We start from the raw sequence: 19,094 nt of genomic DNA, 5'->3' as shown, positions 1-19,094 counted from the left end.
TGCAGGGCGCGGCCCATGCCCTGGGGCAGTCGGCCGTCGATGTCGGCAGCAACGCCAACCAGGCCCAGCATCGCAGCGAGCAGCAATCGCAGCAAATGGAGCAAGTGGCTACCGCCATCAATGAAGTCACCTACGCTGTGCAGGACGTCGCCAGGAATGCCGAGCAGGCCTCCAGCGAAATGCGCGATGCCCAGCACCGCGCCCAACAGGGGCAGAGCAGCATTCATGGCAGCTTGCAGCAGATCGACCAGCTGTCGGGCACCATCGATGAAGCCGTGCAGGTGATCCAGGCGCTGGCCAACCAGAGCACGAAGATCGGCAGCGTCCTTGAAGTGATCCGCTCGATTGCCGAGCAGACCAACCTGCTGGCCCTCAATGCCGCCATCGAGGCGGCCCGAGCCGGCGAGCAAGGCCGTGGCTTTGCCGTGGTCGCCGATGAAGTGCGCCTGCTGGCCCAGCGCACCCAGCAATCGACGGCCGAGATCCAGACCATGATCGAGCACCTGCAGGGACAGTCCGAGGCAGCGGTCAAGGCCATCGACGCCAGCAGCGAGGCGTCGCGCCAGACCATCGAGCAGGCCAACCAGGCCGGCATCAGCCTGGACGCCATCAGCCAGGCCCTGAACAACCTCACCGCCCTGAACGCCTCGATTGCCAGTGCCACGCTGCAACAGTCCCACGTGGTCGAGGAAATCAACCGCAACGTCACCGACACCGCCGACCTGTCGCGCCAGACCGCCATAGCGGCGCAGCAGTCCAGTCACGCCGGGGTGGCGTTGAACCGCTTGCGCGAGCAACTCGACAGCCTGCTCGGACAGTTTCGCGTGTGACGCCTGCGTTGCAGCGGGGCTGCTCTGCAGCCCGTCGCAGGCTTCGCCAGCTCCCACAATGAGATCTGTCTTGATTGCCTGATGGTGTAGCCGCTGCCGCGATCGGTGGGAGCGGCGGTGCGACGATTCGACTTGCCCCGCGATGAACGCCGCGACGCATCGCGGGGCAAGCCCGCGCCTACAGGCAGTCGCCATCCAGACGACCCGGTGGGTCAGAATAAAGGGGGTGGCTGCTACATCGCGGGTGATAAAGGTACAATCCCCGCCCTTCCCTTCGAACCTGCCAAGGAACGCCGATGTCCGGCCTCGAATTGTTCGCCGCCGTGCTCGGCGTCATCGCCGTGTGGCTCACCACCCGGCAGAACCCTCTGTGCTGGCCCATCGGCCTGGTCATGGTGTTGCTCTACAGCTGGATCTTTTTTGACGTGCGCCTGTACTCGGACATGCTCCTGCAACTGGTCTATGCCGTGCTCCAGCTCTACGGCTGGTGGCAGTGGACCCGCCCCGACAACAAGCGCCAGGTCCGCCAGGTCAGTAGCCTTGAGCCCCAGCCAATGATCTTCCACCTGGGTCTGGGCCTGCTGGGCAGCCTTGCCCTGGGCGCGGCAATGGCCACCTGGACCGATGCCGCACAACCCTGGCTGGACGCGGCGCTGACCGCCTTCAGCCTGGTGGCGCAGCTGTGGATGGCACAAAAGCGCGTGCAGTGCTGGCCATTGTGGATCGTGCTGGATGTGATCTTCGTCGGTTTGTTCCTTTATAAGGCGCTGTACCTGACTGCCGCACTCTACGCCCTGTTCACCTTGATCGCCGTGCAAGGCTGGCGTGAATGGCGGCGTGATCCGGCGAAGGTTTGCGCATGAAAGTCCTGGTCCTGACCGGCCCTGAGTCCAGCGGCAAGAGCTGGCTGGCTGAAGAGATTCGTGCCAATTATGGCGGCATAGTGGTCGAAGAGTACGTACGGCACTTTATCGACAGCGAAGCCCGCGAGACCTGCTACGCTGACATTCCGGCAATAGCCTTGGGCCAGTTGGCCTGGGAAGATGCCGCGCGCGCCAAACAACCGACACTGTTGATTCTCGATACGCATCTGTTGAGCAATATCCTCTGGAGTCGCACCTTGTTCGGCGATTGCCCAGCGTGGCTCGAAGAAGCTTTATTGACGCGCCATTACGACCTGCACTTGTTGCTCAGCCCCGAGTCGGTCGCCTGGCACGACGATGGACAACGCTGCCAGCCGGCACTGAGCGAGCGCCAGGCGTTTTTCCAGGCCACCCATGACTGGCTGGCGCTGCACCAGCAGCCTTATCAGGTGCTGCACGGCGACTGGGCGCAGCGCAAGGGCGCAGCCTTTGCAGCGGTCACCCGTTTGCTAGGGGCCTGAGTACCGCCTCACCGCTGCAACATGTCCATTCCTGAAACACTAGCCACTGCTCAAAGCCGCTATCTAGAGCGGCCCGAGCATGTTCTTGGAAAAGTGTAAATTACCTGAGACAGTCGTCTTGCGAGCCCGTTGATGAGCAATGGCGGCGGCAGGGTCGAGGCGCGTTCACTGCCTGTGTCTCAACAGCGTTACAACATTTTTTTGACAATTCTTTCAGATAAAGACAAGCCGTTGTTTTTACATGGCAAACAAAAACCGGCACACCTTCTGCTCTCTTCCTTGCAACGCTGAACAAGGCCAGCGCTCTGAATAAGGAATTGCCGCCGTGAGGAAATCAGATAAAGGCATTTATCGCCTCCTGCTGGTTGGATGTGCACTGGGATCAAGCTTCATTTTGCCCGTCCAGGCCGAGAATGGAATCGTCGTCATTACCCGTGACGTGCAGCCGCGCAATGCAGTGGTCAAGCCCCTGATGCCCGATCCCTACCCTACCACCGTCAACACCAACCCGTCCGCGCACATCCTCAAACAAACAAACGAGTTGAGCGACGGTGACTTTGCCGGCATCAGCAGCGGTTCAGGTATTTCCTCCCTGGTCACACAACAGACCAACAACCTGGGCGGCAATATCAACAACCAGACCCAACTGCCCAACCTCGCCGGTGGACGCTCCACAGGCTCAGGCAACGGCATCTCCAACATGGTCAACTCAAGCGTGCAGAAAGGCCTGGCGCCCCTGCAGATCCTGACCGGAGGCAAGTGAGATGAGGCACACACTGCTGATTCTGGCCACGTTTTGCAGTGCACCGGCCTTCGCCCAATCCCCAGTGATCAACAACGCCACCATCGACAATTCCGGCAAGCAGTACCAGGGCAACCTCACGGTCAACCAGGCTGCCGGCGATCTACAGCAACAGGCAAACGTGCGGGCGTTCGCCATCGGCCATGAAGCCAGTGCAACCACACAGGTGCGCCAGCGGCTGCGCACCCAGGTCGACCCAGCGATCGATGCCCGGTCCAGCATCCAGGGCGACGCCTTCACCAACGGCAGCGGCGCACTGGGTGTCAACCAGAGCTCCGGCGCCAGCAACCAGCAAGCCAACGCACTGCGTATCAGCGTCAGTGCCCAGCCGCAAAGTATCGACGACAGCGTCCTCATGCAACAGAACGTGGCGCTGATCAACGGCTCCGATCCAACTGATTCCGCACCCGGCCATCGCCAGGTCACTACCAGTGACCAGGCCTTCACCGGTAGCCGTGGGGTGATTCAGTTGAATCAGAGCGCCGGGGTGGGAAACCGAATGGCCAACACCCTGAGCGTACGGGTCGTGGATTGACCCAAACAGGTAAGAACAACACTTAACCTAAAATAAAGTACGGAGAATCACCATGAAACCCTCGATGGCACTCAAGCCTCTGGTTTTCGCAATTGCTGCGGTCATGGCTGTTGCTGTACAAGCTGGGCAAAACGATCGGCGTGGTCATCATCACAACCACCACCAAAAACCACCAACCAAAATCAGTGTCTACGCAGATGCCGCTGCGTACGACAAGCAGCGCAGCACTAATAACTTCATCAAAAACGAAGGCACGGTGAACGAAGCCGAGATGTCCAGCTCGGCCAGCGGCACCAGCGGCAACGTCGGCGTCAACGTGGCTGCCGGTAACGGCAACCAACAAGACAACGCCGCCGCCATCGCCAACGCCGGCTCGGTATCGGAAATCGACAACACCTTCGTATTCGGCGATGCCGATGCCACAGCACAGGTCAGGCAGTACAGCAACAACAACAAGGTGTACAACCACGGCGCCACCAACTCTGCTGTGATGAGCGGATCGGGTGAAAACGGCAGCGGCAATATGGGTATCAACATTGCCGGCGGCGACCTGAACCAACAGAAAAACACCATGGCCATTGCCAACACCAATGCGCCGCTGGGTAATGCAAGCGCTACCGCCTCCGCCGATCAAAACGGCCCAGGCCTGACGGTAATCAACGAAGCTGACCGGACCTATCGCGTAGATACTCTGACCTTCACCAAAACCGCCAGCGGCAGCTCTTCTCGGGAGAAAGAGTTCGAAGCCAGCGGCAGCCAGAGCAGGTCTTCGAGCTTCGAAGTGGCCGGCTCGAAGAGCCACAGCGCAAGTGGCTCTACCCACTATGATGCAAGCGGCTCCAACAGCCATGAAGCAAGCGGTTCGAAGAGCTTCACGCTGGACGCTACACTGGAAGCCAGCCTCGAAGCCTCCAGAACCGTTTCCTGGGATTATGGCCGTCGCAACAATGGCGAGCGCACCAATTCCGTGGAAGCCGAGCTGAATGCATCGCTGAACGTGGACGTCGAGAAATCGTGGGAGAAATCGCACAGCTCCGAGTTCGCTAAAGAACGCAACTCTTCTTTCGAGAAAGAGTTCGAGTCCTCTTTCGAGAAATCGGGTAACAAGTCGTCCGAATCCGAGTGGGAAAAAGCAAAAAGCTACAGCGAGAGCAGCTCGTACGACCTGAGCAACACCTTCTCGTACCAAGTGCTGACTCCAACTGGCTGGGCTAACCCTGTAACCAACACCGCAACCCTGAGTGGCTCGGTGAATGGCGGCAGCGGCAACCTGGGCGTCAACGTGGCTGCTGGTGTGGGCAACCAACAAAGCAACTCGCTGGCCATTTCCAACACCTCGATGTAATGACTGTGGTCTGGAGGCCCCCTTCGGGGGGCCTTTTTTCAACCCGAACCAGAAGGCGTCCACTCATGCGTATTATCGCCTTGGCGTTTTTGCTCTGCGTAGCCAGCATCAGCGAAGCGGCCCAAATGCCGCTTTCCGTCTTGCCGGGTGGTGCGGTGGTGTTCAAGCCCATCCAGAGTGTACGCGAGCGCAAATTCGCCGACCTGGTGCAACAGAAAACCGACTTCAGTTGCGGCGCAGCTGCCCTGGCGACCATCTTGCGCCAGGCCTATTGGCTGGACGTGAATGAAGAACAGATTATCGAAGGCATGCTGGCCCACTCCGACCAGGATCTGGTCCGGGTCCAGGGCTTCTCCATGCTCGACATGAAACGTTATGTAGAAAGTCTCGGCATGCGTGCCCGGGGTTACCGGGTACAACCCGATGCCTTGCACAACGTTCGCATTCCGGTGGTGGTGCTGATGGACGTGCGTGGCTACAAGCATTTCGTGGTCATGCAACGCGTCGACAAAGGCTGGGTGTACATCGGCGATCCGGTGCTCGGCCATAAACGCTACAAGCTCGACGACTTTATCAAAGGCTGGAACGGCATCATCTTCGCCGTCATCGGCAAGGGCTATGACAAGACCAATGCCTTGCTCAGCCCGCCGCTGCCGCTGACCGCCAAGAACCGCGTCAACGCCTTCAGCCCGGTGCAAGACGCAGAGTTGATGGACTTCGGATTCATCCAAAGCGACTTCTTCTAATGACAAGGGAGCATGACGCTCCGGGAGCATCCAATGAAGACTCCACTCTGGCTGGCCATGGTTTGCCTGGCGGCCAGCCTCCCGACCCAGGCTCAGACACTCAAACCCATCGAACTGAAGGATCAGGAACTGGCGAACCTGCGGGGTCGCTACGTCATGCCAGGACGAATCGTCAGTTTCGGCATTGTCATGACCAGCACCTGGCAAAATGCCCAGGGTGAAGTGATCGGGGCAACGTCCTCGATGCAGATCCAGCAATCGACCATCAAGCCCCAGTTCTATGTGTCGATGATCGACGAAAACAGCCCGGGCTCGGCCCGTTCGCAAAACACCGCCAGCGGTACCGGTAGCGTCACCGGCGGCAGCGGCCTGAACAACACCGAAGGCGTCACCCAGGTCGTGCGGGCTGCCGGCGACTACAACACCGCCTACAACAACGTCGACATCAACGTTACCAAGGCCAACCAGGCCCCCGCAGCGCAACCACGGGGCGAAGCGCTGGCCGCCGGCACGACGCTGGTCGGTGCCAATGGCGCGGGCTCGCTAAGCGTTTCCTCCAGCGGCAGCGGTGTGCAACTGAACATCGTCGCCAACAACAACCAGGGCAGCAGCGTGCAACGCCTGGCCCAGGGCGGGCTGATGCAGAACACGACCTTGCTCGGCGGCGGCAACCGGGTCAACAACCTCACCTCCCTCAATGTCGTACTGCGTGACAACGTGCCTAGCGCAGGATCGGTGAACGGGAACCTGGACCAGCTCAAAGGTCTTCGCACTCTCGGATTCTGATCTACGCTCAGTCTCATCAAATGCAGTTAGAAGGGACGGCTAACCCATGCACCCATCGTCAACGCTCAGAGCTATCGTCTGTTTGAGTAGCCTGACCCCGGCCACATTGCTCTACGCGGCACCGGACCCTCAGGTCGAAGCACTAAAACAAGAACTCATGGAGTTGAAGCAGCGTTACGAAGTACAGCAGAAGGCGCTGATGGTTCTCGAGCAGCGCGTTCGCCAGGTCGAAGAAACACCGGTGGCACCGCCTCCCAAACGTCTGACCAAGTCTCCCGCCGAAACGGTCAAGGGGGCTCAGACGGTGGCCGCCGGTGCACCGGGAACCACAGGCAGTTCATACGGCCAGTCGCTCAAGGAAGACTCGGAACCCGCGCAAAGCGTTTCCAACCTGTATGACGAAGCCAGCGGCTTCTTTGGTGGCGGCAAGTTCAGCGTCGAAACCGGCCTGACCTACACCCACTACGATACCCGTGCCCTGGTGCTCAACGGCTTCCTGGCGCTGGACTCGATTTTCCTCGGCAACATCAACCTGGACCGTATCAAGGCCGACAACTGGACCCTGGACCTGACCGCCCGCTACAACCTGGCGCAACGCTGGCAGTTCGACATAAACGTGCCGGTGGTCTACCGCGAATCGACCTACTCTTCCGGCGGCGCCGGTGGTGCCGGTCCGACCACCTCCGACGCAAGCGTCACCCGCGACCCCACCATCGGCGATATCAACTTCGGCGTTGCCTATAAATTCCTCGATGAATCGGAGAACCTGCCCGACGCGGTCTTCACCCTGCGCGTCAAGGCACCGACCGGTGATGATCCCTATGGCATCAAACTGGTCAACGATCCCAACAACGACAACTTGTCTGTCCCTGAAGACCTCCCGACCGGCAACGGTGTCTGGGCGATCACGCCGGGTATCTCGCTGGTCAAGACCTTCGACCCGGCCGTGCTCTTCGGCAGCCTGTCCTACACCTACAACATGGAGGATTCGTTCGGCGACATCAGCCCGACGGTCAACACCAAGGTCCCGGGTGACGTGAAACTTGGTGACTCCTGGCAGGTCGGTGCCGGTATTGCATTCGCCTTGAACGAGAAGATGAGTATGTCGTTTTCGTTCACCGACCAGTTTGCCCGCAAAACCAAGATCAAGCCCGAAGGCAGCGACTGGCAGTCGGTGTCCAACAGCGACTACAACTCGGCGAACTTCAACATCGGTATGACCCTTGCCGCCACCGACAACCTGACCATCGTCCCCAACCTCGCCATTGGCCTGACCGAAGACTCGCCAGACTTCTCCTTCAGCCTGAAATTCCCGTACTACTTCTGATCCCGTCACCCATGAAAAAGCCCGCTTCAGCGGGCTTTTCCTTTCAGCGAATCTGATGCTTGCGCAGCAACCGGTAGAACGTAGGCCGGGAAATCCCCAGCACCTTGGCGGCAATGCTCAAGTTGTCGCTGTGCCGGTTGAGCACATCGCACAAGGCCTGGCGCTCGGCCCGGTGCTTGTAGTCTTCGAGGGTACCCATGCTCGGTGCGAAGGCATGCTGGCTGACCAGGCCCAGGTCCTGGGCCTCGATCTGCCGACCTTCGGCCAGTACCAGGCCACGCCTCACACGGTTGGCCAGTTCGCGCACATTGCCCGGCCAGTCGTGCTTGCCCATCGCCACCAGGGCGTCCTCACTGAAACTGCGCGGGCGTCGCCCGGTTTCCAGGCTATAGAAATGGGCAAAGTGGTTGGCCAGCATCGACAGGTCGCCATGCCGGTCGCGCAAGGGCGCGGTGACCACTTGCAGGACATTGAGCCGGTAATAGAGGTCTTCACGAAAGCGGCCGCAGGCGATGGCCTTTTCCAGGTCAACGTGGGTGGCCGCCAGTACCCGCACATCGACGTTGATCGGCTGGCTGCCACCGACCCGCTCGATGTGTTTTTCCTGCAGGAAACGCAGCAGGTTGGCTTGCAGTTCCAGGGGCAAGTCACCGATTTCGTCGAGAAACAGCGTGCCGCCATTGGCTGCCTCGATGCGACCGACCTTGCGCTGGTGGGCGCCGGTGAACGCGCCCTTCTCATGGCCGAACAGTTCGGACTGGATCAGGTGTTCCGGGATCGCGCCGCAGTTGATCGGCACAAAGGGTTTGTCGTGGCGCTGCGACTGACGATGCAGGGTGCGCGCCACCAGTTCCTTGCCGGTACCGCTCTCGCCACGAATCAGCACCGGTGACTCGGTGGGCGCCAGCTTGCTGAGCAGCTTGCGCAGCTCGCGAATCGGCCGGCTGTCGCCCAGCAGCTCATGCTCGAGCTCTTCCACATGGACATTGCCCTTGCCACGCAGGCGCGCCATGCCGAAGGCCCGGCCAATGGTGACCTGCACCCGGGACACGTCGAACGGCAAGGTATGAAAGTCGAAAAACCATTCGCAAACAAAATCACCGACGTTCTGCATGCGCAATTCATCGGGGCTGAGCACTGCAATCCATTCGGTGTTGCTACGGCTGATCAGGTCCTTGACTGCATCGGGATGACGCAGGTGTGAAGCCTGCAGGCGCAGCAGGCCGACATCGCAAGGATACTCAAGCGCTGACGAAAGCGTACAACTGCGAACATCCCAGCCGACACTGCGCAGGCCTGGCAATAATCTGTGGCAATCATCGCAAGGGTCGACGATCAGCAGGCTGCGGTTGGATGCAGGTTCAAGCATGACCTTTCCTTGGCGCCAATTGTTGGAATTTTAAGTAGAAACAGCAAGTTGGCAGGCCCGTTTGTAACAGTAGCAACGATGCGTCAATCGCCCACTACCGTCTGTCTGCAAAGCATAGAAAGCGTGCTCGATCCAGGGAATTTTCCTGAACTTTCAACGTCTGAGGCGGCGCGCCTAACACGGTTTTTTTTACAGCCGATCAATTATTTTCGATGGGCGTGTGACTCGACCCGGCATTGCGTGCATCAGTACAAGTAACTCACCGCAAACGCTTGCGGTTATATAGATGTTTGGGCCCACAGAGAGACCGAACCCATGAATGCTCCGCTGCGTGTCAACGAAGCACTGCTGATTGCCGACCACGCTTTCGAACCCTATCACTGTGTTGCCTGGGACTCGCCCAATGGCACCGGTGTACTGAGCCTGGCCGTGATTGACCGGACCAGCACCCGCCTGGGTGCCAAGCAGGTCTCCAGCAGCATCTATTCGGACCCTGCACGCCTGGCTGGCCTGATCGAAGAAATGCGCGCCGAACTGAAACAAAAAGGCTGCAAGCTGCAAGACTGGTCGATGCCCAAGTAAGTTGCATCGACACTTGAGTTGATAAGCGGCGCGTATCTCCAGGGTGCGCGCCGGGCAACTTGCTAGTTGCCCGAATCCGACACTGCGACATTACACCGCAACACCCTCACGTACTGTTCGGTACGTGCCCTTGTTATTCAATCCGTTTAAAACTTTCAATCGACCGGTAGTCGGCTTCCAACTGCTGCGCCAATAACTGCGCGCGTCCCAGACGTACGGGCGAACGCTCGATATCCACCACCAGGCTCGGGCAAGGCATTGGCTGCAACACCGGCCAGGCCTTGAGCCTGCCGTCGGTCAGCACCAGGCACCGTTGTTGTTCCTGCGGATAACGCCGTTGCCGCGCCTGCAGCCAGTCACGGGCCTGCTCCAGGGCGGCCAGCAACGGGGTTCCGCCACCGGCACCCAGGCTGTCGAGCCAGGGCTGCAGGGCGGCCGAGGCCTTGAGACCATGACGCTGCCACTGCGGGGCGTTACCGCTGGCGGTCAGCAAGGCCAGGCGTGCCCGCTGCCGGTAGGCCTGGTCGAAGAAACCGGCGAGCAAGCCCTTGGCCTGGCTCAAGGCCTGGTGACGCCGGGTCGAGGCCGAGGCATCGACGATCACCAGCCACAGTTCATGGGCGCTGGCCGTGCGCTGTTGCCAGCACAAGTCGCGACGCTGACGCGGCCGGCCCTTGAGCAAGGTGGCCGGCCAGGCGACCGCGCCTTGCAGCGCTTCGCGGGAGCGGCCGCGGGCGCCTGTATTCAAGCTACCGGGCCGGGGCCTGGCATCCGCCGCGCTCGACCGACGGATGCTCAGGGCTTTTTTGCCCAGTTCGGCACCTCGCGCCGCACACCTGTGGGCGTGGCCTGGGGCGGCATTTCGCCCCAGGTGCCCTGCGCCTGCTGCCCCGGCGACGCCTGACTGCCTTGCGCCTGGGCGCAGGAAGGCGGCTGCGGGGCCTGTTCATTGCGACGGTGGCGCAGGGCGAACTCGGCCACCGCGTCGATATCCTGCGCCTCGATCTGCCCGGCACTGCGCCAGGCGGCATGGGCCCGGGCGGCGCGCAGCCAGACCAGGTCGGCGCGCAGGCCGTCGACCCCGGCAGCGAAACAACGCTCGGTGATCTGCGCCAGGGCCTGATCGTCCAGCGCAATCTGCGCCAGTTGCTCGCGGGCGCGCTGGCAGCGCTCGCGCAGTTGTGCCTGAGCCTCTGCCCACTGGGCGCAGAAGGCTTGCGGATCAGTGTCGAAATCCAGACGCCGGCGAATGATCTGCCCGCGCGCCTCGGGGGCCGGTTGCCCGTGCAGGGCGACGTTGAGGCCGAAGCGATCGAGCAACTGCGGACGCAGTTCGCCCTCTTCCGGGTTCATGGTGCCGATCAGCACGAAACGCGCACTGTGACGATGAGAGATACCGTCACGTTCGACCCGGTTGGTACCACTGGCGGCTACATCCAGTAGCAGGTCGACCAGGTGATCGGCCAACAGGTTGACTTCATCGACATACAGCACGCCGCCGTCGGCCTTGGCCAGCACCCCCGGCGAAAACTGCGCCTTGCCCTGCCCCAGCGCGGCATCCAGGTCCAGGGTGCCGACCAGGCGTTCCTCGCTGGCGCCCAGTGGCAAGGTCACGAACGGCCCGTCGCCCAACAGGTCGGCCAGGCCCCGGGCCAGGGTGCTCTTGGCCATCCCGCGCGGGCCTTCGATCAACACGCCGCCGATCTTCGGATCGATGGCTGTCAGGCACAGGGCCAGCTTCAGCTCATCGGCACCGACCACGGCAGACAGGGGAAAATGTGCAGGTTCAGTCATCTCAAGTCTCTTCCTCGCCGTCCAGCAGGTGTTCTTCCAGGGCCTGGCGGTAGCTGCCCGGCTGCTCCCAGAGGCCGCGCTGCTGGGCTTCGAGCAGGCGCTCGGTGATATCGCGCAGGGCCTCGGGGTTGTGCTGGCGGATAAAGTCGCGGGTCGGGCCGTCGAGCACATAGGCGTCGGCCAGCGACTGGTAATGGTGATCGTCGATCAGGTGCGTGGTGGCATCGAAGGCGAACAGGTTGTCGACGGTGGCCGCCAGTTCGAAGGCACCTTTATAGCCATGGCGCTTGACCCCGTCGATCCATTTGGGATTGAGCGCGCGGGCACGGATCACCCGGTTGAGCTCTTCCTTCAAGGTGCGGATACGCGGACGGTCCGGCTGACTGTGGTCGCCGTGGTAGCTGGCGACGGCCTGGCCGCCCAGGCTCTCCACCGCGGCCAGCATGCCGCCCTGGAATTGGTAATAGTCGTTGGAATCGAGCAGATCGTGCTCGTGGTTGTCCTGGTTCTGGATCACCGCCTGCACCTGACCCAGGCGCCGGGCGAAGTCGGCCCGTGCCGGGGTACCCTGGTCGGCCGTACCGTAGGCATAACCGCCGTGGTTGAGGTAGACCTCGGCCAGGTCCTGGCGGTCGTGCCACAGGCGCCCGTCGATGGCGTTCTGCACGCCGGCGCCATAGGCGCCCGGTTTGGCGCCAAAAATCCGCCAGCCGGCCTGGCGTGCGGCCTGCTCGCCGCTCATGCCCTGCTGCTCGAGTTCTGCCCGCTCGCTGCGCACTCGTGCTGCCAGTGGGTTGAGGTCGTCGGGTTCGTCCAGTGCCGCCACCGCTTGCACGGCGGCGTCGAACAATTTGATCAGGTTGCCGAAGGCGTCGCGGAAGAACCCCGACACCCGCAAGGTCACATCCACCCGTGGCCGGTCGAGCAGGCTCAGGGGCAGGATCTCGAAGTCATCGACCCGCTGGCTGCCGCTGGCCCACACCGGACGCACGCCGAGCAGCGCCATGGCCTGGGCGATATCGTCGCCGCCGGTGCGCATGGTCGCCGTGCCCCACACCGACAGGCCCAACTGACGCAGGTGATCGCCATGCTCCTGCAGATGGCGTTCGAGAATCAGGTTGGCCGAGGCGAAACCGATGCGCCAGGCGGTGGTGGTCGGCAGGTTGCGCACGTCGACGGTATAGAAGTTGCGCCCGGTCGGCAGCACGTCCAGCCGCCCACGGCTGGGCGCGCCGCTGGGACCGGCCGGTACGAAGCGCCCTTGCAAGGCGGCCAGCAGCCCTTGCAGCTCGGCGGGGCCGCAGGCGTCCAGTTGAGGCGCAACGGTGTCGACCAGGGCTTGCAACACGGCACGCACCTCGCCCCATGGCTCATCCTGTGGCACTTGCGCCACACCGGCCAGGCTCTGCTCGATCAGCATCAAGGCCAACGCTTCCAGGCGCTCGCGCGTGTCGCCCGCGGTGCGCCAGCGATCGTTGCCAAGCGCCTGCAACTGCGCTGGACGCGGCCCCTCCCAAGGCTGGCCGAGGTCGCAGTCCAGCGGATCGAAGCCCAGCGCCAAAGCCTTGCCCAGTGCCCGCAGCAGGCTGGCATTGGCGCCACGGCCATCGCCACGGGCCACCCGCAGCAAAGCAAGCAAGGTATCGCTGCGCAGGCGGCCGGCCGGCGACTCGCCGAACACATGCAGGCCGTCACGGATCTGCGACTCCTTGAGGTCGCACAGGTAGGTGTCCAGGCGCGGCAACCACACAGCAGCATCATCGAGCTCGCCTTCGAGCTGCAACTCGCGGTCGATATGGTTGCTGCGCACCAGTTCAAGAATGTCGCGTTGCAGCTCGGCGGCCCGGCGCGGGTCGAGCAACTGGGCCTCGTAGTACTCGTCGGCCAGCGCCTCCAGGTGACGCAGCGGGCCGTAGGTTTCGGCACGGGTCAGCGGCGGCATCAGGTGATCGATGATCACCGCCTGGGTGCGGCGCTTGGCCTGGGCACCCTCGCCCGGGTCGTTGACGATAAAGGGGTAGATGTTCGGCAGCGGCCCGAGCAAGGCATCGGGCCAGCAACTGTCGGACAGACCCACGCCCTTGCCCGGCAGCCACTCAAGGTTGCCGTGCTTGCCAACGTGGATCAGCGCATCGGCGGCAAAGCCGTGACGCAGCCAGAAGTAGAACGCCAGGTAACCATGCGGCGGCACCAGGTCGGGGTCGTGGTAGACCGCGCTCTGGTCCAACTGATAGCCCCGTGCCGGCTGGATACCGACGAAGGTCAGGCCAAAGCGCAGGCCGGCGACCATCATCCGACCGTTGCGGAACATCGGGTCTTGCTGCGGTTCGCCCCAGCGCTGGCGTACCGCCTCCTGATTAGCCTCTGGCAAGGCGGCGAACGCCGTCAGGTAATCGTCCAGGGCCATACTTTGCAGGCAAGGGCGCTGGTCGAGGCTGTCGAGGTCGTTGCTCACGCCGCCCAGCAGCGCCTGGATCAGCGCCGTGCCGCTGTCGGGCAGGTCTGCCAGCGGATAGTCCTGGGCCTGCAAGGCACGCAGGATGTTCAGCGCCGCTGCCGGGGTGTCCAGGCCCACGCCGTTGCCGATGCGCCCGTCGCGGGTCGGGTAGTTGGCCAGTACCAGGGCCACGCGCTTGTCGCGGTTGGGCAACTGCGCCAGTGCACACCAGCGCCGGGCCAGTTCGGCGACAAAGTCCATGCGCTCGGGGTGGGGCCGGTAGCAGACCACATCCGACTGGCTGCGTTCGCTGCGCCAGGCCAGGTCCTTGAAGCTGATCGGCCGGGTGATGATGCGCCCGTCCAGCTCCGGGAGGACGATATGCATGGCCAGGTCACGGGCACCCAGGCCCTGCTCGCTGGCCTGCCAGCCAGGTTCGTTGTCCTGGGCGCAGATGGCCTGCAGCACCGGAATGTCCCGGCGAAACGGTCGCAGGTGGGGCTGTTCCGGGCTCGACTGGGCAAAGCCTGTGGTGTTGATGATCAGCGCGGCGTCGACCTGCTCCAGCCAGTCTTCGACCTGGGCCAGGCAGCCGGCCTCCTTGAGGCTGGCCACGGCAATCGGCAAGGGGTTGAGCCCGGCCTGTTGCAGGCGCTGGCAAAAGGTATCGACAAAGGCGGTGTTGGCCGCCTGCAGGTGCGAGCGGTAGAACAGGATGGGCACCACCGGCTGTTCGACCTGCCACTGGCCGAACCAGTCCTGCAGTTCGGCAGCGGCCTTGTTGGGGTGATAAACCGCCGTGCGTGGCAATTGCTGCGGTTCAGCCCAGGGGTAGTCGCGCCCGAGCCAGAGGCTGGCCAGGCAGTTGAACAGGTTCAGGGCGTTGGCCTTGCCACCCTGGCGCAAAAAGTGCCAGAGCCGTTCGGCCTGCTCGGCCGGTACGTTGCCAAGGCCAGTCAGCTCCGGGTCCGGGTGGTCGTCGCCAGGGACCAGGATCAGCTTCACGCCACGGTTGGCCAGCTCCAGTAGTTGCTCGACACCGTAGCGCCAGTAGCCCACCCCGCCATGCAGCGACACCAGGATGACCTTGGCATGGCGCAGCACCTCGTCGACATAAAGGTCGACCGAGGCGTGGTTCTGCACCTGCATAGGGTTGGCCAGGCGCAGGCTGGGATAATCCTCGGGCAACTGCCGGGCGGTTTCGGCCAGCAGTGCCAGGTGCGAGTCACCGCTGCAGAGAATCACCAGCTCGGCCGGGGTCTGGCCGAGGTCGGCAATGCTGTCGTCCGGTACGAAACCACCGGGCTGGGTCCGCAGCAGGTGCATGGATCAGGCGCCCAGGGCGGCGCGCAGGCTCGCTTCCAGCTGTGCAGCATCCAGTTCCTGGCCGATCAGCACCAGGCGCGTGGTACGCGGCTCTTCGCTGCGCCAGGCGCGATCGAAATGCTTGTCGAAACGGGTACCCACGCCCTGGATCAGCAGGCGCATCGGCTTACCGGGCACGGCGGCGAAGCCCTTGACCCGCAGGATGCCGTGCCGCACCACCAACTGGGTCAGGGCGTCGAGCAGCAGGCTCTCATCGGCCTCGGGCAGCTCGATGGAAATCGAGTCGAAGGCGTCATGGTCATGATCGTCATGGTCGTCGCCGTCATGGTGTGAATCATGATGGGTGCGGCGGCCATCGATGTGCACTTCGGACTCGGCGCCCAGGCCCAGCAGCACGTCCAGTGGCAGGCGGCCATTGCTGGCTTCGATCACCTTGACCGCCGGCGGCAGTTCTTCCTGCACCTCGGCGCGGACCTTGGCCAGGTCGGCGGCGGCGATCAGGTCGGCCTTGTTCAACACCACCAGGTCGGCGCTGGCCAGCTGGTCGGCGAACAGCTCGTGCAGGGGCGACTCGTGGTCCAGGTTCGGATCGAGCTTGCGCTGGGCATCGACCTGGTCCGGGTAGGCGGCGAAGGTGCCGGCGGCCACCGCCGGGCTGTCGACCACGGTGATCACCGCGTCGACGGTGCAGGCATTGCGGATTTCCGGCCACTGGAAGGCCTGGACCAGGGGCTTGGGCAGGGCCAGGCCGCTGGTTTCGATGAGGATGTGATCCAGGTCGCCACGGCGGGCCACCAGCTCGCGCATCACCGGGAAGAACTCTTCCTGCACGGTGCAGCACAGGCAGCCGTTGGCCAGTTCATAAACCCGGCCGCTGGCCTCTTCCTCGGTGCAGCCGATGCTGCACTGCTTGAGGATCTCGCCATCGATGCCCAGCTCACCGAACTCGTTGACGATCACCGCGATGCGCCGCCCCTGGGCGTTGTCGAGCATGTGCCGCAGCAGCGTGGTCTTGCCCGAGCCGAGGAAGCCGGTAACGATGGTGACGGGGAGTTTGGCCAGTGTTTTCATGTCGATGCCCTTGGCAGGATGGCGGGCATGCGCGACGAGAGCCGCAGGTACGTTTACCTGGGCGCGTTCGCCACCGGATCACCCCGCCCGGTTTAATGTCGGAAACTGTTCGAGGCAGGTCTCCTGGCTTGCACTGCACCGGCCGATGGGCCGGTCGAACGACGCCTTCCCGCAGCGATGCAGTGGCTGTGTCGAACGCTTCAATGCTTACAGTTGCGGGGGCAGCCGCGGCTTTTACCGCGTTCCCGTCTTAGCTTCGGCCGCTGCCGAAGAACCTCGAAGCGGCTAGGCTACGCAGTGCCCGGTGAGCGGTCAACTGCTGTCACGATTGACGCCCGGTCGCCCCCGTGATTTGCTAATGCCATTCGTTTGGGTGCCCTTGACTGGGTGAAACGGGAAACCGGTGCGTCAGTGCCTGTCGATCGACAGGCCCGACAAGTCCGGTGCTGCCCCCGCAACGGTAAGCGAGAAAAGCGTCAGAACCACTGTGCCCGTAGTCCGGCATGGGAAGGTGACGCCTGTGGCCCGGCTATCAGCCTGCCCTCGCCAGCCCGGAGACCGGCCCAATTCCGATTCTGACAAACCCGCGGTGGGCGGGCGCTGTTGATCCCCTGGACGGTCCTCGTGCAGGGGATTGTTGCGCTTGCCTGTTGCCCGACAACACCCAGAGGAAAGCGCCATGCGTACCAGTACCGCCAGTCATTCCGCCGTTACCCCGTCCAGCCTCAGCCAGCGCCTGCGGGTTGCCGTCGGTGCCTCGCTGCTGGGCCTGTGCCTGGTGTATTTCGCCGGCTTCTCGCATATCGAAGCGGTCCACAATGCCGCCCACGACACCCGTCACAGCGCCGCCTTCCCTTGCCACTGAGTAGCCATCGATGATCAAGCGTATCGCTCGCACCGCAGGCTTTGCCGGCCTGCTGGCCGCCCTGCTGCTGACCCTGCTGCAGAGTTTCTGGGTCGCGCCGCTGATTCTTCAGGCAGAAACCTATGAAAGCGCCGCACCGGCCGTCGAAGCCCACGAGCACGCGCCCGGGGTTGCCGCCGACCATCACCACGACAGCGAAGCCTGGGCACCGGAAGATGGCTGGCAGCGCGTGCTGTCGACCACCGGTGGCAACCTGGTGGTGGCGGTCGGTTTTGCCCTGATCCTGGCCGCGCTCTACACCCTGCGTGCGCCAAAGACCGTGCTCAGCGGCGCGCTCTGGGGCCTGGGCGGCTTTGCCGTATTCTGCCTGGCGCCGACCCTGGGCCTGCCGCCCGAACTGCCGGGCACCGCCGCAGCCGACCTGGCCCAGCGCCAGACCTGGTGGGTAGGTACCGCTGCCGCCACCGCCGTGGGACTGGCCCTGATCGCGTTTGCCCGCAACTGGCTGTTCAAGGTCGTGGGTGCGGTACTGCTGGTGATTCCCCATGTGATTGGCGCACCGCAACCTGAAGTGCACGAAATGCTTGCTCCAGAAGCACTGGAAGCCGAGTTCAAGGTCGCCTCCCTGCTGACCAACGCCGCGTTCTGGCTGGCCCTGGGCCTGCTCAGCGCCTGGCTGTACCGTCGCTCGGAACAGGCCTGATCACCATGCAGGTGTACGTCGGCCTGGGTTGCCGACGGGGTTGCCCGGCCGACACGCTGGGCAGCCTGCTGGACCAGACCCTCAAGGCCCACGGTTTGCCCCTGGACGCCGTCGCGGGCCTGGCCAGCATCGACCTCAAGCAGGATGAACCCGGGCTGGAGCAACTGGCCCGGCACCTCAAGGTACCGTTGCTGTTCTTCAGCGCTGCACACCTGGCGGCCTTCGAGCAGCGCCTGAGCCATCGCTCAGCGGTCGCCTACCAACACAGCGGTTGCTACGGCGTTGCCGAAAGCGCGGCGCTGGCCCTGGCCGAGCACTTCGCAGGCACGGCGCAGCTGTGCGTCACCCGTACCCTGCTGGCCGACGCCAGCCTGGCATTGGCCAGCGCCCCAGGCGTTGGCGGATAATCCGCGCTTTCTTCCCAAGGACCTCGCATGACCGTCTATTTCATCGGCGCCGGCCCCGGCGATCCCGAGTTGATCACCGTCAAGGGCCAGCGCCTGATCCATCGCTGCCCGGTGATCATCTATGCCGGCTCCCTGGTACCGGCTGCCGTACTCGAAGGGCACAGCGCCCGGACCGTCATCAACAGCGCCGAACTGCACCTGGCGCAGATCATCGAGGCCATCAAGGAGGCTCACGACCAGGGCCTGGACGTGGCCCGGGTGCACAGCGGCGACCCGAGCCTGTACGGCGCCATCGGCGAGCAGATCCGCTATTTGCGTGAGCTGGGCATTCCCTACGAGATCGTCCCCGGCGTTACTGCGGTGGCCGCCAGCGCCGCCCTGCTCGGCTGCGAGCTGACCCTGCCGGACATCGCCCAGACCGTGATTCTCACCCGCTATGGCGACAAGTCACCGATGCCCGCGGGTGAGCAACTGGCGGACCTGGCCCGCCATGGCAGCACCCTGGCCATTCACCTGGGCGTCAAGCACCTGCACAGGATTGTCGAGGAGCTGCGTCCGCACTATGGCGGCGACTGCCCGATCGCCGTGGTGCACCGCGCCACCTGGCCGGACCAGGACTGGGTGCTCGGCACCCTGGACGGGATTGTCCGGCAGGTGGAGGCCAAGGGCTTCCGGCGCACGGCGCTGATTCTGGTCGGACGGGTGCTGGCCAGTGACAGTTTTTCAGAGTCGGCGCTGTACCGCGCCAGTCATGCCCACCTGTATCGTCCTTGAAGGTATTGTCG

General features: G+C 63.2%; 20 protein-coding genes and 2 riboswitches. Of the genes, 15 read left to right on the top strand and 5 right to left on the bottom strand.

Annotation, left to right across the window (positions count from 1 at the left end):
* Positions 1-95: 95 nt before the first annotated feature.
* From ACIQUS_RS12475 to ACIQUS_RS12430, 10 genes are all read left to right on the top strand, one after another.
* Complete coding sequence (locus ACIQUS_RS12475) at positions 96-830, top strand: methyl-accepting chemotaxis protein (RefSeq protein ID WP_403047429.1); 735 nt, start codon at positions 96-98, stop codon at positions 828-830.
* A 296-nt stretch (positions 831-1,126) separates the two neighbouring features.
* Positions 1,127-1,693, top strand: coding sequence for a nicotinamide riboside transporter PnuC (gene pnuC, locus ACIQUS_RS12470; RefSeq protein WP_403047379.1), 567 nt, complete (start codon positions 1,127-1,129; stop codon positions 1,691-1,693).
* Complete coding sequence (locus ACIQUS_RS12465) at positions 1,690-2,214, top strand: AAA family ATPase (RefSeq protein WP_403047378.1); 525 nt, start codon at positions 1,690-1,692, stop codon at positions 2,212-2,214. Before pnuC ends, ACIQUS_RS12465 begins: the two co-directional genes overlap by 4 nt.
* 132 nt (positions 2,215-2,346) lie before the next feature.
* Positions 2,347-2,505, top strand: a complete 159-nt coding sequence (locus tag ACIQUS_RS12460; RefSeq protein WP_403047376.1) for a hypothetical protein — start codon at positions 2,347-2,349, stop codon at positions 2,503-2,505.
* Positions 2,506-2,539: 34 nt separating this feature from the next.
* On the top strand, positions 2,540-2,977 hold the full coding sequence (locus ACIQUS_RS12455; protein WP_403047375.1) for a hypothetical protein: 438 nt from the start codon (positions 2,540-2,542) through the stop codon (positions 2,975-2,977).
* A 1-nt stretch (position 2,978) separates the two neighbouring features.
* Entirely contained in the window at positions 2,979-3,551 is a 573-nt protein-coding gene (locus ACIQUS_RS12450; RefSeq protein WP_403047374.1) for an adhesin, read from the top strand.
* A 52-nt stretch (positions 3,552-3,603) separates the two neighbouring features.
* Positions 3,604-4,896, top strand: a complete 1,293-nt coding sequence (locus ACIQUS_RS12445) for a heme utilization protein (protein WP_403047372.1) — start codon at positions 3,604-3,606, stop codon at positions 4,894-4,896.
* Positions 4,897-4,961: 65 nt separating this feature from the next.
* Complete coding sequence (locus ACIQUS_RS12440; protein ID WP_403047371.1) at positions 4,962-5,642, top strand: C39 family peptidase; 681 nt, start codon at positions 4,962-4,964, stop codon at positions 5,640-5,642.
* Positions 5,643-5,675: 33 nt separating this feature from the next.
* Positions 5,676-6,428 carry a hypothetical protein gene (locus ACIQUS_RS12435; protein ID WP_403047369.1) on the top strand — a complete coding sequence of 251 codons (753 nt, stop codon included), beginning with the start codon at positions 5,676-5,678 and terminating at the stop codon, positions 6,426-6,428.
* A gap of 46 nt (positions 6,429-6,474) precedes the next feature.
* Positions 6,475-7,755: a hypothetical protein gene (locus ACIQUS_RS12430; RefSeq protein WP_403047368.1), complete on the top strand. Its 1,281-nt coding sequence runs from the start codon at positions 6,475-6,477 to the stop codon at positions 7,753-7,755.
* A 43-nt stretch (positions 7,756-7,798) separates the two neighbouring features.
* Here ACIQUS_RS12430 and ACIQUS_RS12425 read toward each other — a convergent pair whose 3' ends face one another.
* Positions 7,799-9,124 (bottom strand): sigma 54-interacting transcriptional regulator, encoded by a 1,326-nt coding sequence (locus tag ACIQUS_RS12425; RefSeq protein ID WP_403047367.1) that lies wholly within the window; start codon positions 9,122-9,124, stop codon positions 7,799-7,801.
* 315 nt (positions 9,125-9,439) lie between these two features.
* Between ACIQUS_RS12425 and ACIQUS_RS12420 the strand changes: the two genes are divergently transcribed.
* On the top strand, positions 9,440-9,706 hold the full coding sequence (locus tag ACIQUS_RS12420; protein WP_403047365.1) for a hypothetical protein: 267 nt from the start codon (positions 9,440-9,442) through the stop codon (positions 9,704-9,706).
* 133 nt (positions 9,707-9,839) lie between these two features.
* On the opposite strand, the gene ACIQUS_RS12415 is transcribed toward ACIQUS_RS12420, so the two are convergent.
* Genes ACIQUS_RS12415 through cobW form a run of 4 tightly spaced genes read right to left on the bottom strand, consistent with a single transcriptional unit; the run spans position 9,840 to position 16,334 of the window.
* Positions 9,840-10,454: a VWA domain-containing protein gene (locus ACIQUS_RS12415; protein ID WP_403047364.1), complete on the bottom strand. Its 615-nt coding sequence runs from the start codon at positions 10,452-10,454 to the stop codon at positions 9,840-9,842.
* Between the two features lie 47 nt (positions 10,455-10,501).
* Positions 10,502-11,500, bottom strand: a complete 999-nt coding sequence (locus ACIQUS_RS12410; RefSeq protein ID WP_403047363.1) for an ATP-binding protein — start codon at positions 11,498-11,500, stop codon at positions 10,502-10,504.
* A 1-nt stretch (position 11,501) separates the two neighbouring features.
* Complete coding sequence (gene cobN, locus ACIQUS_RS12405) at positions 11,502-15,263, bottom strand: cobaltochelatase subunit CobN (RefSeq protein WP_403047361.1); 3,762 nt, start codon at positions 15,261-15,263, stop codon at positions 11,502-11,504.
* Between the two features lie 3 nt (positions 15,264-15,266).
* Positions 15,267-16,334, bottom strand: coding sequence for a cobalamin biosynthesis protein CobW (cobW, locus tag ACIQUS_RS12400; RefSeq protein WP_403047360.1), 1,068 nt, complete (start codon positions 16,332-16,334; stop codon positions 15,267-15,269).
* 95 nt (positions 16,335-16,429) lie between these two features.
* Positions 16,430-16,628: riboswitch (cobalamin riboswitch) on the bottom strand.
* A 60-nt stretch (positions 16,629-16,688) separates the two neighbouring features.
* Positions 16,689-16,916: riboswitch (cobalamin riboswitch) on the top strand.
* A gap of 97 nt (positions 16,917-17,013) precedes the next feature.
* Here cobW and ACIQUS_RS12395 point away from each other — a divergent pair.
* The 4 genes from ACIQUS_RS12395 to cobM are packed head-to-tail and all read left to right on the top strand — an operon-like array spanning position 17,014 to position 19,083.
* On the top strand, positions 17,014-17,199 hold the full coding sequence (locus tag ACIQUS_RS12395) for a CbtB-domain containing protein (protein WP_403047359.1): 186 nt from the start codon (positions 17,014-17,016) through the stop codon (positions 17,197-17,199).
* A gap of 10 nt (positions 17,200-17,209) precedes the next feature.
* Positions 17,210-17,902, top strand: a complete 693-nt coding sequence (locus tag ACIQUS_RS12390; RefSeq protein WP_403047358.1) for a CbtA family protein — start codon at positions 17,210-17,212, stop codon at positions 17,900-17,902.
* A 5-nt stretch (positions 17,903-17,907) separates the two neighbouring features.
* Positions 17,908-18,309 carry a cobalamin biosynthesis protein gene (locus ACIQUS_RS12385; RefSeq protein ID WP_403047356.1) on the top strand — a complete coding sequence of 134 codons (402 nt, stop codon included), beginning with the start codon at positions 17,908-17,910 and terminating at the stop codon, positions 18,307-18,309.
* A gap of 27 nt (positions 18,310-18,336) precedes the next feature.
* Complete coding sequence (gene cobM, locus ACIQUS_RS12380) at positions 18,337-19,083, top strand: precorrin-4 C(11)-methyltransferase (protein WP_403047355.1); 747 nt, start codon at positions 18,337-18,339, stop codon at positions 19,081-19,083.
* The last annotated feature ends 11 nt before the right edge of the window (positions 19,084-19,094 follow it).

The organism is Pseudomonas sp. NPDC090755 (assembly GCF_044769005.1).
Lineage (GTDB): Bacteria > Pseudomonadota > Gammaproteobacteria > Pseudomonadales > Pseudomonadaceae > Aquipseudomonas.
This window is presented reverse-complemented; position numbering and strand designations above follow the sequence as displayed.

Bases quoted from the DNA above. Each gene is read 5' to 3' on its own strand.
- ACIQUS_RS12475 (WP_403047429.1), top strand. From the start codon at position 96: ATGGAGCAAGTGGCTACCGCCATCAATGAAGTCACCTACGCTGTGCAG.
- pnuC (WP_403047379.1), top strand. From the start codon at position 1,127: ATGTCCGGCCTCGAATTGTTCGCCGCCGTGCTCGGCGTCATCGCCGTG.
- ACIQUS_RS12465 (WP_403047378.1), top strand. From the start codon at position 1,690: ATGAAAGTCCTGGTCCTGACCGGCCCTGAGTCCAGCGGCAAGAGCTGG.
- ACIQUS_RS12460 (WP_403047376.1), top strand. From the start codon at position 2,347: ATGAGCAATGGCGGCGGCAGGGTCGAGGCGCGTTCACTGCCTGTGTCT.
- ACIQUS_RS12450 (WP_403047374.1), top strand. From the start codon at position 2,979: ATGAGGCACACACTGCTGATTCTGGCCACGTTTTGCAGTGCACCGGCC.
- ACIQUS_RS12445 (WP_403047372.1), top strand. From the start codon at position 3,604: ATGAAACCCTCGATGGCACTCAAGCCTCTGGTTTTCGCAATTGCTGCG.
- ACIQUS_RS12440 (WP_403047371.1), top strand. From the start codon at position 4,962: ATGCGTATTATCGCCTTGGCGTTTTTGCTCTGCGTAGCCAGCATCAGC.
- ACIQUS_RS12435 (WP_403047369.1), top strand. From the start codon at position 5,676: ATGAAGACTCCACTCTGGCTGGCCATGGTTTGCCTGGCGGCCAGCCTC.
- ACIQUS_RS12430 (WP_403047368.1), top strand. From the start codon at position 6,475: ATGCACCCATCGTCAACGCTCAGAGCTATCGTCTGTTTGAGTAGCCTG.
- ACIQUS_RS12425 (WP_403047367.1), bottom strand. From the start codon at position 9,124: ATGCTTGAACCTGCATCCAACCGCAGCCTGCTGATCGTCGACCCTTGC.
- ACIQUS_RS12420 (WP_403047365.1), top strand. From the start codon at position 9,440: ATGAATGCTCCGCTGCGTGTCAACGAAGCACTGCTGATTGCCGACCAC.
- ACIQUS_RS12410 (WP_403047363.1), bottom strand. From the start codon at position 11,500: ATGACTGAACCTGCACATTTTCCCCTGTCTGCCGTGGTCGGTGCCGAT.
- cobN (WP_403047361.1), bottom strand. From the start codon at position 15,263: ATGCACCTGCTGCGGACCCAGCCCGGTGGTTTCGTACCGGACGACAGC.
- cobW (WP_403047360.1), bottom strand. From the start codon at position 16,334: ATGAAAACACTGGCCAAACTCCCCGTCACCATCGTTACCGGCTTCCTC.
- ACIQUS_RS12395 (WP_403047359.1), top strand. From the start codon at position 17,014: ATGCGTACCAGTACCGCCAGTCATTCCGCCGTTACCCCGTCCAGCCTC.
- ACIQUS_RS12390 (WP_403047358.1), top strand. From the start codon at position 17,210: ATGATCAAGCGTATCGCTCGCACCGCAGGCTTTGCCGGCCTGCTGGCC.
- ACIQUS_RS12385 (WP_403047356.1), top strand. From the start codon at position 17,908: ATGCAGGTGTACGTCGGCCTGGGTTGCCGACGGGGTTGCCCGGCCGAC.
- cobM (WP_403047355.1), top strand. From the start codon at position 18,337: ATGACCGTCTATTTCATCGGCGCCGGCCCCGGCGATCCCGAGTTGATC.